The organism is Sinomonas flava, assembly GCF_039531875.1.
In the GTDB taxonomy this organism is placed as follows: Bacteria; Actinomycetota; Actinomycetes; order Actinomycetales; family Micrococcaceae; genus Sinomonas; species Sinomonas flava.
The window spans coordinates 143095-156162 of sequence record NZ_BAAAQW010000006.1 but is presented as its reverse complement, the minus strand read 5'-3'; the positions used below and the strand labels follow the sequence as shown (position 1 = coordinate 156162).

Sequence of the window (13068 nt, the reverse complement as noted above, 5' to 3'; positions counted from 1 at the left end):
CCTTGACGCAGCGTCAACTCCTACCGTGGAACACGGAAGGAGGAACGCATGGACTGGAGCATCCAGGAGGTCGCCCGCCTCGCCGGGACCACGAGCCGGACCCTGCGCCACTACGGCAGCATCGGCCTGCTCGAGCCGACCCGCACCGGCGCCAACGGCTACCGCTACTACGATCGGGACGCGCTCGTGCGCCTCCAGCGCATCCTCCTCCTGCGCCAGCTCGGCCTCGGGCTGGACGACATCGCGGCGGCGCTCGCGCACGACGGCGACCCGGCCCGCGCGCTGCGCCGCCACCTCGCGTGGCTGGGCGCCGAGCAGGAGAGGCTCGCCCGGCAGGCGCGCGCGGTGGAGCAGACGATCGAGGCATTGGAGACAGGAGGGCCGGTCATGGCCAAGGACATGTTCGACGGATTCGACCACACCCAGTACAAGGGGGAGGTCGAGCAGCGCTGGGGCGCGGCGGCGTACGCCGACTCCGACGCGTGGTGGCGCGGCCTCGGCCCCGAGGGGCAGGCCGAATGGAAGGAGCGCTCGCGCAGGCTCGGGGAGGACTGGCTCGCCGCCGCCCGGAGCGGTGAAGCGCCCGACGGCGAGGCCGCCCAGGCGCTCGCCGCCCGCCACGTGCAGTGGCTCGGCGCCATCCCCGGCACGCCGGGCTACCCGCACGGCCCCGCGAAGGAGTACGTGCTCGGCCTCGCCGACATGTACGTCGCCGACCCGCGGTTCGCCAGGAACTACGGCGGTGAGCAGGGCGCGGAGTTCGTCCGTGACGCGCTGCACGCGTTTGCGGAACGGGAGATGTAGGCGCGGCCGGGCCGCCACGGGTCGCGGTCCGTCGTCCCCAGCTCTAGCGGGGTGCCGCGGCTCGGAAAGTGCCTCCATCCGCTTGCCCGCGCGGAGGGACCGGGCCGGAAGCTGGGGAGGACGGCCCAAAGCTGGGGAGGACGGCCCCGTCCCGAGGCGTCCACGCGCCGCTCACGTACCCGGGCCGCTCAGAGGGTGAGCAGCACCTTGGTGACGCGGCTGGAGTGTCCGGCCGGCGGAACAGGAACGCGGCGGCGGCCAGGGCGGCGAGGGCAATGACGACTGCCGCGACCAGCCCGAGGGGGAGGATGCTCAGCGCGCCGGCGACCCCGACGAAGGGCGCCGCGATCCCGCCGAACGCGAACCGCGCCGCGCCGAGCACGGACGACGCCGTGCCCGCCATCTGCGGGTAGTCCGCCAGCGCGAGGGTCGTGGAGGGCGGGCTCACGGAGGCGGCGCCGCCCACCACGAGGAACAGGGAGGCCATGACGACGGCGAGGGGCACGTGCGCGAGCCCCGCCACGAGGAGCCCTGCCGCCCCCGCCCCGCACAGCGAGAGGCCGACGGCGAGCATGCCAGTTACGCTCCAGCGCTCGCTGAGGCGGCCGGATAGGTAGCCGAAGGCCATGAACCCGGCCGAGTTGAGGCCGAAGGCCATCGCATACTGCTGCGGGGAGAGCCCGTAGATGCCCTGCAGCACGAACGTTGCGCCCGCGAGGTAGGCGAAGATCGCCGCATTGACGAACCCCTGCACGAGCACCGCGCCGACGAAACGCCGATCGGCGAGCAGGAGGCCCATGTTCCGGCGGTTCCGGGCGAAACCGCCCGAGGCCCGCGCGTGGGGCGGGTGCGTCTCGCGGAATCCCGTGGCCACGCACACGAGGATCGCCGCGCCGATCACTGCGAGGACGAGGAACAGGCCGCGCCAGTCCATGACCGCGGTGAGTGCGCCGCCGAGCATCGGCCCGACGATGGCGGCGAAGCCGCCCGTCACGGTCAGCCGTCCGTAGAACCGGACCAGCTGGCCCCCGTGGTAGACGTCGCGTCCGGCGGCTTGGGCCATCACGATCCCGACGCCGCCGGCCAGCCCCTGGAGGAGGCGGGCCGCGACGAGGGCCTCGACCGTGGGGCTCGCGGCGCACAGCGCCGAGACCGCGACATAGGTGGCGACGCCGGTCAGGAGCGGCCTCCGCCGGCCGAACCGGTCGGAGAGCGGGCCGGCAATCAGCTGGCCTCCGGCGAGGCCGAACAGGCATGCCGTGATCGTCAGCTGGGCGAGCGAGGTGGAGGCGCCGAGTTCGTCGGTGAGGGCGGGCAGGGCGGGCAGGTAGAGGTCCATCGAGATCGGCCCGAACACGGTCAGGACCAGCAGGAGGGCTGCGAGCCACCCGCCGGCACCGGCCCGGGGTGCCGCTTTCACGGAGGCAAGGGTTTCTGTCACCCCTCCAGCAAACCGTGGCCCGGGCGCCGCAGGGAGTCCCTGCTGAGGCTGGTACTGACAGGGCACCCCTCGCGGCGGGGCGCCATCACGGAGGATGCCTAGGCGTATCCGCGGCCCGCGCGCATACTGGCAGGACTTTCAGAGGCGACCTGCTCGAGGAAGGGGCGTCATGTCTCGGCCGAATCAGTCAATACTGCGCCGCAAGCCCATCGGGGAGATCGAGGAGGAGCCGGGCATCGGCCACCTGTCCCGGACCCTCGGCCTCTGGCAGCTGACCGCGATCGGCGTGGGCGGCATCATCGGCGCCGGCATCTTCTCGCTCGCCGGCGCCGTGGCCAACAAGACCGCCGGACCCGCCGTGCTGATCTCGTTCCTCATCGCCGGGGTCGCAAGCGCCGCGGCGGCCCTGTCCTACGCGGAGTTCGCGGGCATGATCCCCAAGGCCGGCTCGGCCTACACCTACGGGTACGCGTCGCTGGGCGAAGTCGTGGGGTGGTTCATCGGCTGGGACCTGCTGCTCGAGTACACCGCCATCGTGGCCGTGGTCGCGATCGGCATCTCGGGGTACTTCGGCTTCCTCGTGGGGCAGTTCGGGGTCGACCTGCCCGCGTGGATGCTCGGCGCGCCGGGGACCGGGCCGGGGCATGTGGTGGACGTCTTCGCGATCGTGCTGTGCCTGGTCACCGCGTGGATCCTCACGCGGGGCATCCAGAGCACCGGCCGCTTCGAGCTGGTGATCGTCGGGCTCAAGGTGCTGCTCGTCGTCGTGATCGTGGTGCTCGGGGTCCTCCACATCAACACGGCCAACTACCAGCCCTACTTCCCGTTCGGCTTCGGCGGGGTGATGACCGGCGCGGCCACCGTGTTCTTCGCGGTCTTCGGCTACGATGCCATGAGCACCGCCGCGGAGGAGTCGAAGGACGCCAGGAGGCACATGCCCAAGGCGATCATCTACTCCCTTGTGATCGCGATGGTCCTCTACGTGCTGGCGACCCTCGTGCTCACCGGGATGCAGAACTACAAGGACATCGACCCCAAGTCCGGCTTCGCCACGGCGTTCGAGTCGGTGGGCCTCGCGGGGGTGGCCGACGTGATCGCGATCGGGGCGATCATCTCCATCCTGACTGTCATGATCACGTTCATGCTCGGGGTGACCCGCGTGTGGTTCTCCATGAGCCGCGACGGGCTGCTGCCCAAGTGGTTCGCCAAGACCGACCCCAAGCGGCACGTCCCGACCCGCGTCACGTGGATCGTGGGCATCGGCTCTGCGCTCCTCGCCGGCGTCCTGCCGATCACCACCGTGGCGGAGCTGACCAACATCGGCATCCTGTCCGCGTTCGTGGTGGTGTGCCTGGCGGTCATCGTGCTGCGCTACCGCAGCCCCGAGATCCCGCGCTCGTTCAAGACCCCCTTGATGCCCGTGATCCCCGCGGTCGGGGTCCTGTTCTCCCTCTGGCTCATCATCTCCCTGCCCTGGGAGACATGGGTCCGCTTCGCGGTCTGGCTCGTGGTCGGACTGGCCATCTACTTCGGCTACTCGCGGCGGCACTCGCTCCTCAACCCGGAGAGCCCCCGGCACGCCAGCGAGCAGCGCACCGCTCCGTCCTCCGAGCGCTGAGCGCGCTGCCGGGCGCACGACGGCGGGTGCGCACCCGCCGTCGTCCGCGGGCCTTCCCCAGCTTCAGCTGTTGCGCCCGCGCGCCGCGACGCGCCACCGGTCCACGACCTCGCCTCCGCTGACCACGGCGACCTCGTCGACGAGGTTCACCGCGACGCATACGTGGTTGGGGATGACGCGGACGCGCTCACCGAGGGCCGGGAGGTCCGCGCCGTCGGGGAACACCACCGTCGCGTGGTGCTCCGACAGGGCCGTGATCCGGGCGTCCGGGAAATCCATGAGCCGCCCGAAGCCGGTCGCCCACGCGGGCCGGCCGCCCCCGACCACCTTGGTCCCCGCGTCGAGGACGATCCGGCGGGGAGTGGTGCCGTCGCCCTCATGCCGGCTCGTGACCGTGGCGGCGATCGTGAGCGCGATGTCCCCGCGGGCGCAGCGGCCGAGCTCGAGCTGCTGCGCGTCGCCGAACACGTACACGCCGGGGCGGACCTCGGTCGTGGCGCCGGGCTCGGTCAGCAGTGCGCTCGGCGTCGAACCGCCGCTCACCCGCGTGGCCTCGAATCCGGCGTCGGCAAGCAGCGCCGCGGCCGCGGCGAGGGCCTGCTGTTCCTGGTGCGCGGCCTCCGTCGGCATGCCGGGGGCGTAGGAGTGGCCGGGGAACGTGAAGACGCCCGCGACGCGCAGCCCCGCGTCCGCCGCGGCCCGGGCCACCGCGACGGCCCGCGCCGGGGCGACGCCGCTGCGGTGGTGGCCGCTGTCCACCTCGACCAGCACGTCAAGCGTCCCGGCCGCGTCCCCGAGTGCCGCGCCCATGGCGCGGGCGGCCTCGGCGGAGTCCGTGCCGACCGCGATCCTGGCCCGCTCGGCGAGGCGTCGCAGCCGCTCGGCCTGCCGCGGGCCCACCCACAGCGGGTACGCGATGAACAGGTCCTCGACGCCGTGCTCCGCGAAGACCTCCGCCTCCCCGATGGTCGCGACGGTCAGCCCGACGGCGCCGGCCGCGAGCTGGAGCGCCGCGATCTCGGGGATCTTGTGGGTCTTCGCGTGCGGGCGCAGCGCAATGCCCTTCGCGGCAACCGCCTCCGCCATCCGGGAGATGTTCCGCTGCAGGACATCCCTGTCGACCATGATCTCGGGGGTGTCGATGTCGTGCGGGACCGTGGACATGCTCTGAATCTCCTTTGCCGGGGGCTCGTGCGTCGCCCAGCTTAGGCGAGGCGGCGATGCGGGGCCTCGGTCGCCGCCCTGCCCGGGCGCCCACCCGGCGTCGTGCGCTTCGCCGCGCCTACCCCTTTGAGACTGCCGCCGGCTCGCGGACGGGCGGGCGCGCCGTGGAGGCGCGCGGGATGAGCGTCGGCGCCACCACGCGGGCCGCCCCCGCCGCGGTCCCCGTGCGTCCGGCGACCTGGTCGAGGAGGGAGTCCACCGCAGCGGTCGCTATCTCGCGGAACGGCACGCGCACGCTCGTGAGCGGGACGGCGAGCCGGCCCACGAGCGGGATGTCGTTGTAGCCCACCACAGAGAGGTCCGCAGGGATCCGCAGGCCGGCCCGCTGGACCATGGAGGTGAAGCCGATCGCGGTGTTGTCGTTGACCGCGAAGACGGCGGTGGGCCTGCGGGCGGCGGCGAGGAAGGCCTCGGCCGCCGCCTCGCCGCTCTCCATGGAGAACGTCGAGGAGTAGACGAACTCAGGCATCTCCGGAATCCCGGCCTCGGCCAGGGCGCGCCGGTATCCCTCCCGCCTGGCCAGGGCGGTCGGCGCCTCGTCGGGGCCGGTCAGGATGCCGATCTCGCGGTGGCCGAGGTCCACGAGGTGCCGCGTGGCGAGGTATCCGCCCAGGGCGTCGTCGCCGGTCACGCTCGGACTGGAACCGTAGGCCCGCAGGGCGAGCACGTGCGGCACGCCCCGCTCGAGGAGCTCCGTGCACAGGCCGCCATCCGTGGTGGCCGTCGTCAGGATCAGCCCGTCCACGCGCGAGGCGAGCATCGTGTGGCCGTTGTCGCGCTCGAGGCCGGGGTCGCCGTAGGTCGTCGCGACGAGCGCGTGGTAGCCGCGCCCGGCGCAGGCGGAGGCGATCTCCTCATAGAGGGTGGCCATGACCGTGTCCGTGAGCCGCGAGACCAAGACGCCGATGGTGTTGGTCTGCCGGCGCCGCAGGTTCGCCGCGGAAGGGTTCGGCTCGTAGCCCAGCGACTCGGCCACCGCGCGGATGCGGGCCGCGGACTCGCTCCGGTAGAACGTGTGCTCGCGGTTCATTGCGCGGGACACGGTCGAGCGCGCCACCCCCGCAGCCGCGGCCACGTCCGCGATGGTGGGCCGCGAGCCCGCCCTGGCCTCCTTGCCCTCCATCGTTTCCTCCTCGGAACGGGACCCTTGACGTGCTGACGTGACCCAGCTTACCGTTGAAGCAATCGATAACGGAATCGATTCCCTATCTCGAAACGTCCCTACTCGAAGAGGAGCAACCATGAGCAGCATCGACCTCCGCGGCCTCGTCCCCGCCCCGGTCACCCCGTTCACCCGCGAGGGCGACGTGGACGTCGCCGCGATCCACCGCCTCGGCGGGTGGCTCGGCAGCGTCGAGGGCGTCAAGGGCCTCGTGGTCCTCGGCCACGCCGGCGAGGGCACCTTCCTGACCCAGGCCGAGCAGGCGCTCGTCATCTCCGCCTTCCGCGACGCCGTGGACGGCCGGCTGCCGATCATCGCCGGCATCACAGGCGAGGGCAACAAGGTCGCCGCCGAGGAGGCGCAGCGCGCGGTCGACGCCGGTGCTTCCGCCGGCCTCGTCTACCCCTCCCACGGCTGGCTCCGGTTCGGCTACCAGGAGGGCGCGCCGCAGACGCGCTACCGCGAGATCTACGAGACGAGCGGCCTGCCGCTGATCCTGTTCCAGTACCCGGACGCCACCAAGGCCACCTACAACCTCGACACCCAGCTCGAGATCGCCGCCCAGGAGGGCGTGTTCGCGACCAAGAACGGCGTGCGCAACATGCGCCGCTGGGACACCGAGATCCCGGTGCTGCGCGCGGCGTTCCCCGAGCTGCAGGTGCTCACCTGCCACGACGAGTACCTGCTGCACACCATGTTCGACGTCGACGGCGCCCTGGTCGGCTACGGTGGCCTCGCCCCGGAGCCGCTCGTGGAGCTCATCGCCGCCGGCAAGGCCAAGGACTACGCCAGGGCCCGCGAGATCCACGACCGCCTCCTGCCGGTGACGAAGAACGTCTACCACCGCGGCTCGCACATGGAGGGCACGGTCGCGCTCAAGGAGGGCCTCGTGGCCCGCGGCATCCTCGAGCACGCCACCGTCCGCCCCCCGCTCCTGCCGCTCGCCCCCGGCGCGCACGAGGAGATCGCCCTGGCCCTGTCCTCGGCGAACCTCGGCCGGGCCACGGTCCCGGCCCGCGCCTGAGCCCCAGCGCCACAGGGCGCACGACGGCGGGTGCCCGCCCGCCGTCGTGCGCCGCCCCCGCCCGGCCCTGCCCGGGCACCTTCCCGTCCGCTGCCGGCGCCCACGCCCCGGGGCGGTTCGGCGACAACGACGTCCCGACAACTCCGCGCCCATGCGCGGAGGGGAGGAATCCCACCACAATGACTGCTATGGCCAGCGGACAGACCTCCGCGACGCAGACCGACATCGTCGCGCGCCTCGAGAGGCTGCCGATCACCCGGCGTCTCACCATGATCCGCGTCGTGATCGGCTCTGCCACCTTCTTCGACGCCTACACCGTCCTCGCGATCGCCTTCGCGATGCCCCAGCTCGTCTCCGAGTGGCACCTCACGCCCGGGGAGGTGGGCCTGATCCTCTCGTCCGGCTACCTCGGGCAGCTCTTCGGCTCCGTCTTCTTCGGCAGCCTCGCCGAGAAGATCGGCCGCATGCCCACCCTGTTCATCACGATCGTCCTGTTCGTGAGCATGGACCTCGCCTGCCTGTTCTCGTGGGGTGCCTGGTCCATGATCGCGTTCCGCTTCCTCCAGGGCATCGGCACCGGGGGAGAGGTGCCCGTGGCGAGCGCGTACATCAACGAGTTCGTCGGTGCCCGGCGCCGCGGCCGCTTCTTCCTGCTCTACGAGGTCATCTTCCCGGTGGGCCTCATGTTCGCTGGTATCGCCGGGTTCTTCCTCGTCCCTGCCTTCGGCTGGAAGGCGATGTTCATCGTCGGGCTCGTCCCCGCGATCCTCACCATCCCGCTGCGGTGGATCATGCCCGAATCGCCGCGCTGGCTCGCCTCCGTGGGGCGCGGGGAGAAGGCCGACGCCGTCGTGTCGATGCTCGAGCGCGAGGCCGTCAAGGCCGGCCACACCCTCGCCGAGCCCGTCGCGCGGCCCCTGCCCGCGGCTGAGGCCAAGTCCGACTGGCGCGATCTGTTCCGCGGCATCTACCGCCGGCGCACCTTCATGATCTGGGGCCTGTGGGTCAGCGTCTACGTGGTCAACAACGGCCTCATCACCTGGCTGCCGACCCTCTACAAGGAGGTCTTCAACGTCCCGCTGCAGACCAGCCTCGCGTACGGCTGGGTGACCTCAGGGGTCGGCGTCGTGGCGTCCGTGCTGTGCGCCCTGCTCATCGACCGCGTGGGACGCAAGCGCTGGTACTCGGTCGCGTTCGTCGCCGCGACCGTCCCGCTCGTGGTCCTCGGGGCCCTCGGCGCGGTCTCGGCGGTGCAGGTGGTCCTCTTCGCGAGCATCGCCTACGCGATCCTCCAGACCATCTCCTTCTCGCTCTACCTCTACTCGGCCGAGCTCTACCCGACGCGCCTGCGCGCCATCGGGACCGGCTTCGGGAGCGCGTGGCTGCGCGCCGGCTCGAGCGCCGGGCCGCTCCTGGTCGCGTGGATCATGGACGGCTTCGGGATCGGGTGGGTCTTCATCGCCTTCGCGGGGATCGCCCTCCTCGGCGGGCTCGTCACGATCTTCTTCGCGATCGAGACCAAGGGGCGGGTCCTCGAGGAGCTCGCGCCGTAGGGCTGGCTGTACCGACGCACCAGACGAGCGCACGACGGCGGGTGGGCGCCCGCCGTCGTGCGCTGTGCCCTGACGGATGTCGGAGCCTCTGCGTAGGCTGGGCGCATGCGGATCAAGATGTGCTCCATCCACGTGACCGACCCGGCCTCGGCCCATGCCTTCTACACGGAGACGCTCGGCTTCGACACCCTCATGGCGATGCCGGAGGGGAACCTCTTCATCGTCACCTCGCCGGACTCGGGCGGGGTGGGCCTCCTGCTCGAGCCCAGCGACAACCCGATCGGCGAGACGTACCGCACGAGCGTGTATGACGCCGGCATGCCTGCCATCGTGCTCGGCTCGCCGGACGTGCGGGCCGACTACGAGAGGCTCACGGCGGCCGGCGTGGCGTTCCGCGGCGAGCCCGCCGAGGATCCGTACGGGGTCTCGGCCGTCTTCGACGACCAGCACGGCAACCTGATCCAGCTCCACCAGGACTGACCGCGGGCCTGCGGCCGCCGCTTGGCACCGTGCGGAATACTGTCCTCCATGAGACGCGCCGTGATGACCGCTGCCGCCGCCCTGACCCTCGCCTTGGCCACCGCTGCGCAGCCTGCATTGGCCGCACCGCCGGGCGGCAAGGGCCCCGCGCCCTCGACCCTGGGCATCGATGTGTCGTGGCCGCAGTGCGGCACCACGCTGCCGAGCGGCCAGGCCTTCGGGATCGTGGGAGTCACCGGGGGCCTCGCCACGACAACGAATCCCTGCCTCGCCGACCAGCTGGCCTGGGCTGCGAAGTCGACCGGGGCCACGAAGCAGGCCAAGGTCCAGCTCTACGTCAACACCGCCAACCCGGGCGGCCTCGGAACGGCGTCGTGGCCCACGTCCTCGACCTCCGGGAACCCGTACGGAACCTGCGACGGCAGCGACAGCCTCGCGTGCGCCTGGCAGTACGGCTGGAACCGCGCCGAGGAGGACGTCGACCAGCGCTTCGCGCCCGCGGCCCAGACGGCCAAGGTCTCGGCGAACCCGGCGGACTACGTGTGGTGGCTCGACGTCGAGCTCGACAACACGTGGAAGACGGGCGGCACCGATGCCGACAGGGCAAGCAACCGTGCCGTCCTGGAAGGCATGACCGCGCATTTCGTCTCCCGCGGCGGCGCCGTCGGTCTCTACGCGACGCCCTACCAGTGGGGCCAGATCGCCGGCATCGTGCCGGCAGGCAGCAACCTCGCCGGGCGCGACGAATGGCATCCGGGGGCGAGGACCCAGCGAGGCGCCGAGCGGGCCTGCACGGAGGCCACGCTCACGCCGGGCGGCCGGATCTCGCTGGCGCAGTTCGTCTCGGGCGGCCTGGACTACAACGTCTCCTGCATCGGGTAGCGCCTCCGGCGCATTCAGGAGAGCGCGGCGTCAGCCGTGCCGGCCGCCGCGCAGGGACCGCTCCGCCGCCGCGCCGTGGGTGGCACGGGCCGCCTTGGCGGCCTTCTCCTCTGCCTGGGCCTTGACCCGCCGCGTCTCCTCGCGGACCGCCGCCATGTTGGCCCGCTCGTCCTGCAGCCACTGCGGCCGATCCTTCAGCAGCGCGGCGATCTCGTCCGTGGTGAGCGCCTCGGTGATGCCCGCCCGGGCGAGGCCCGAGATCGTCACGTTGAGCTTCTGCGCCACGACCGGGCGCGGGTGCGGGCCGTTCTCGCGGAGCTCGGTGAGCCACGCCGGCGGGTTCTCGCGGAGGGCGTCGAATTCCTCGCGCGTCACCTCGCCCTCCTGGAACTCCGCAGGGGTGGCGGGGAGGAAGATCCCGAGCTTCTTGGCCGCGGTGGCCGGCTTCATGGACTGGGACGCGCTGCCCTTGGGGTTCGAGCTCATGGATCAAGGCTACCGTTGACCCATGCAGTCCGAGAGCGAGAGCGCCCAGGCCCTGAACGTGGCCTTCGTCGCGGGCGTCGCGCCCGGCAAGTGGTTCCACCGCTGGGAGGAGCGCTTCCCAGACGTCCCCCTGGCCTCGCAGATGGTCGACGACGGCGAGCAGCTCGCCGTCCTGCGGGACGGCCGCGCGGACGTCGCGTTCGTCCGCCTCCCCGTGGACAAGGACCGCGAAGGCCTCCACGTCATCCCGCTCTACGAGGAGCTGCCGGTCGTCGTCGCGCCCAAGGGCCACGAGATCCAGGCCTTCGAGGAGATCCCGCTCGCCGAGGTCGCGGACGAGCTCTTCGAGTACGACGGCGGGCCCTCAGAGCGCCTGGACCTCGTCGAGGGCGGGGCGGGGCTCGCGATCATGCCGATGAGCGTGGTGCGGCACTTCAACCGCAAGGACCTCCGCTACCGCCCGGTGACCGGGGTGAAGCCCTATGGGGTGGGGATCGCGTGGCGCAGGGACAACGAGTCCAGCGCGATCCAGGAGTTCATCGGCGTGGTCCGCGGGCGGGGAGCGAACAGCTCGCGGCAGGAGTCGGTGCAGCGCGACCAGCAGGAGGCCGCCAAGCAGCGCCGCGAGGACCGGGCTGCGGCACAGTCCAAGGCGGCCCGGGCTCGGAACGATGCGAGCCGGGCGGCGAAGGCCGCCCGCGGCGGGAAGCCCGCAGCCCGCGGAGCCAAGGGCCGCCCGGGCTCAGGGAAGCGGCGCGGCCGCTGAAGCGGCGCACGAGCCCGTCGGATTCTGCCCAGCCTGAGGACGCGGACGGTCCGCGAGCGCGCATGTCGCCCCTCCCGCCGAGGGCGTGTCGGCGGCTAGCCTGAGCAGCATGGAACGCCCTCCAGCGGCGGCCGGCCCTGACTCGTCCCGGATCACGGTAGTCCCCGCCAACGAGGCCTCGTGGGAGGACCTCGCGGCGGTCTTCGGGGAGCGCGGCGACCCTGCCCGGTGCCAGTGCCAGTGGTTCAAGGTCACGGGTCGGGAGGAATGGCGGCTCCTGTCCCGCGAGGCCCGCGGGCAGGCGCTCCGCGAGCAGACGGACTGCGGCCACCCCGACGCCCCGCAGACCTCCGGCCTGGTCGCCTATCTCGACGGGGAGCCTGCCGGCTGGGTCGCGGTCGAACCCCGCACCGCCTATCCTCGGCTGGCGGCGAAGCGGATCCCGTGGACCGGCCGCGACGAGGACAGGGAGGATCCCGCTGTCTGGGCGGTCACCTGCTTCGTGACCCGCGCCGGGTACCGCAAGCGCGGCGTCGCGCGGGCCCTCGCCGCCGCGACGGTGCCGTACGCGAAGGAACGGGGCGCCCGCGCGGTCGAGGGCTACCCGATGCTCACCGAGCCCGGCAAGGACGTCCCGTGGGGGGAATTGTTCGTGGGCAGCCGGGGAATCTTCGAGGAGGCGGGCTTTGACGAGGTCAGCCGCCCGTCGCCGCGCCGGGTCGTCATGCGGGTCGACTTCCCGTGAGCGGCGCAGGCGCGGCCGGGGCGCCCGGGCCCCCGGCGGAGAGCGGGTACCTGCCGCCGGGGCTGCCGTTCTTCCGGGTGGGGACGGGACGGCCGCTCGTGGTCCTGCCGGGCCTCGGCGCGCCCCACGAGGTGCCCCGCGGCTTCGAGCGCGCCGCCGAGGCGGGCCCGCTGCGGGCCTTCGCCCTGTCCCGGGAGGTGTGGTGGATCGGGCGCCGCTCGGGGCTGCCGCGGACCACGACCATGGGGGACCTCGCCGCGGACACGGCCCAGGCGCTCGCCGCCTTCGATGGGCCCGTGGACGTGGTCGGCATCTCGACCGGCGGGAGCGTAGCGCTGCAGCTCGCCGCGGACCACCCCCGGCTCGTCCGGCGCCTCGTCCTCGTCGCGGCAGGGTGCCGGCTCGGGGAGCTCGGCAGGAGGGGCCAGCGCGCGGTCCTGGACCGGCTCGACGGCGGGGACCGCCGGGGCGCGGGCGCCGAGATGGTGCGGCTCATCGGGGTGCGGCCCGTGGCCAGACAGCTGGAGGCCTGGATCGGATGGCTCGCAGGGCCCTTGATGCTGCCCCGGTTCACTGACGACCTCGCCGCAGTGATCCTGGCCGAGGACGCCTTCGACCTCACCGCCCGGCTGCCTTCGATCACGACGCCGACCCTCGTCGTCGGCGGCGACGAAGACTCCCCTTACGGGCCCGCGGTGTTCAGCGAGACGGCGGCGGGCCTCCCGAACGGCCGCCTCCGCCTCTACTCGGGCAGGGGCCACGTCGGGGTCCAGCGGGCGCCGGGCTTCGCCCGCGACGTCCTCACCTTCCTCGACACCCCCTGAGGTGCGCACGACGGCGTCGCACCCGCTCTGGCTCTCGGCTCACCGGAGGCGTATCGTCC

At 72.5% G+C, this 13068-nt stretch carries 13 protein-coding genes; 9 read left to right on the top strand and 4 right to left on the bottom strand.

What is annotated here, in order from left to right; all coding sequences use genetic code 11:
- The first annotated feature begins 48 nt into the window (after positions 1-48).
- Positions 49-804 (top strand): MerR family transcriptional regulator, encoded by a 756-nt coding sequence (locus ABD298_RS12020; RefSeq protein WP_344299945.1) that lies wholly within the window; start codon positions 49-51, stop codon positions 802-804.
- Between the two features lie 43 nt (positions 805-847).
- Here ABD298_RS12020 and ABD298_RS12015 read toward each other — a convergent pair whose 3' ends face one another.
- Positions 848-2224: a multidrug effflux MFS transporter gene (locus tag ABD298_RS12015; RefSeq protein ID WP_344299944.1), complete on the bottom strand. Its 1377-nt coding sequence runs from the start codon at positions 2222-2224 to the stop codon at positions 848-850.
- A gap of 190 nt (positions 2225-2414) precedes the next feature.
- On the opposite strand from ABD298_RS12015, the gene ABD298_RS12010 reads away from it, so the two are divergent.
- Positions 2415-3863, top strand: coding sequence for an amino acid permease (locus ABD298_RS12010; protein WP_344299943.1), 1449 nt, complete (start codon positions 2415-2417; stop codon positions 3861-3863).
- A gap of 63 nt (positions 3864-3926) precedes the next feature.
- Here the strand turns inward: ABD298_RS12010 and ABD298_RS12005 are convergent, their stop codons facing one another.
- A complete protein-coding gene (locus ABD298_RS12005) occupies positions 3927-5027 on the bottom strand; it encodes an alanine racemase (RefSeq protein WP_344299942.1) in 1101 nt (366 codons plus the stop codon).
- A gap of 118 nt (positions 5028-5145) precedes the next feature.
- The gene (locus tag ABD298_RS12000) at positions 5146-6210 is read right to left on the bottom strand and encodes a LacI family DNA-binding transcriptional regulator (protein ID WP_344299941.1); all 1065 of its coding nucleotides are present in this window, start codon (positions 6208-6210) and stop codon (positions 5146-5148) included.
- 118 nt (positions 6211-6328) lie between these two features.
- Here ABD298_RS12000 and ABD298_RS11995 point away from each other — a divergent pair, with 118 nt between their 5' ends.
- The 4 genes from ABD298_RS11995 (at position 6329) to ABD298_RS11980 (ending at position 10188) form a co-directional block, all read left to right on the top strand.
- On the top strand, positions 6329-7273 hold the full coding sequence (locus ABD298_RS11995; RefSeq protein WP_344299940.1) for a dihydrodipicolinate synthase family protein: 945 nt from the start codon (positions 6329-6331) through the stop codon (positions 7271-7273).
- A 188-nt stretch (positions 7274-7461) separates the two neighbouring features.
- Positions 7462-8826, top strand: coding sequence for an MFS transporter (locus ABD298_RS11990; RefSeq protein WP_344299939.1), 1365 nt, complete (start codon positions 7462-7464; stop codon positions 8824-8826).
- A gap of 105 nt (positions 8827-8931) precedes the next feature.
- Entirely contained in the window at positions 8932-9306 is a 375-nt protein-coding gene (locus tag ABD298_RS11985; protein ID WP_344299938.1) for a VOC family protein, read from the top strand.
- Between the two features lie 48 nt (positions 9307-9354).
- A complete protein-coding gene (locus ABD298_RS11980; protein WP_344299937.1) occupies positions 9355-10188 on the top strand; it encodes a glycoside hydrolase family 25 domain-containing protein in 834 nt (277 codons plus the stop codon).
- A gap of 30 nt (positions 10189-10218) precedes the next feature.
- Here the strand turns inward: ABD298_RS11980 and ABD298_RS11975 are convergent, their stop codons facing one another.
- Positions 10219-10638: a DUF5997 family protein gene (locus tag ABD298_RS11975; RefSeq protein WP_344300199.1), complete on the bottom strand. Its 420-nt coding sequence runs from the start codon at positions 10636-10638 to the stop codon at positions 10219-10221.
- Between the two features lie 58 nt (positions 10639-10696).
- Here ABD298_RS11975 and ABD298_RS11970 point away from each other — a divergent pair, with 58 nt between their 5' ends.
- The 3 genes from ABD298_RS11970 (at position 10697) to ABD298_RS11960 (ending at position 13009) form a co-directional block, all read left to right on the top strand.
- On the top strand, positions 10697-11440 hold the full coding sequence (locus tag ABD298_RS11970) for a LysR family substrate-binding domain-containing protein (RefSeq protein WP_344299936.1): 744 nt from the start codon (positions 10697-10699) through the stop codon (positions 11438-11440).
- A gap of 109 nt (positions 11441-11549) precedes the next feature.
- Positions 11550-12185: a GNAT family N-acetyltransferase gene (locus ABD298_RS11965; RefSeq protein WP_344299935.1), complete on the top strand. Its 636-nt coding sequence runs from the start codon at positions 11550-11552 to the stop codon at positions 12183-12185.
- Complete coding sequence (locus ABD298_RS11960; RefSeq protein WP_344299934.1) at positions 12182-13009, top strand: alpha/beta fold hydrolase; 828 nt, start codon at positions 12182-12184, stop codon at positions 13007-13009. Before ABD298_RS11965 ends, ABD298_RS11960 begins: the two co-directional genes overlap by 4 nt.
- Positions 13010-13068: the final 59 nt, after the last annotated feature.

Coding starts and splice junctions, on each gene's coding strand:
- ABD298_RS12000 (WP_344299941.1), bottom strand. CDS start 6,210: ATGGAGGGCAAGGAGGCCAGGGCGGGCTCGCGGCCCACCATCGCGGAC.
- ABD298_RS11970 (WP_344299936.1), top strand. CDS start 10,697: ATGCAGTCCGAGAGCGAGAGCGCCCAGGCCCTGAACGTGGCCTTCGTC.
- ABD298_RS11975 (WP_344300199.1), bottom strand. CDS start 10,638: ATGAAGCCGGCCACCGCGGCCAAGAAGCTCGGGATCTTCCTCCCCGCC.
- ABD298_RS11985 (WP_344299938.1), top strand. CDS start 8,932: ATGCGGATCAAGATGTGCTCCATCCACGTGACCGACCCGGCCTCGGCC.
- ABD298_RS12020 (WP_344299945.1), top strand. CDS start 49: ATGGACTGGAGCATCCAGGAGGTCGCCCGCCTCGCCGGGACCACGAGC.
- ABD298_RS11980 (WP_344299937.1), top strand. CDS start 9,355: ATGAGACGCGCCGTGATGACCGCTGCCGCCGCCCTGACCCTCGCCTTG.
- ABD298_RS11995 (WP_344299940.1), top strand. CDS start 6,329: ATGAGCAGCATCGACCTCCGCGGCCTCGTCCCCGCCCCGGTCACCCCG.
- ABD298_RS11990 (WP_344299939.1), top strand. CDS start 7,462: ATGGCCAGCGGACAGACCTCCGCGACGCAGACCGACATCGTCGCGCGC.
- ABD298_RS12010 (WP_344299943.1), top strand. CDS start 2,415: ATGTCTCGGCCGAATCAGTCAATACTGCGCCGCAAGCCCATCGGGGAG.
- ABD298_RS12005 (WP_344299942.1), bottom strand. CDS start 5,027: ATGTCCACGGTCCCGCACGACATCGACACCCCCGAGATCATGGTCGAC.
- ABD298_RS11965 (WP_344299935.1), top strand. CDS start 11,550: ATGGAACGCCCTCCAGCGGCGGCCGGCCCTGACTCGTCCCGGATCACG.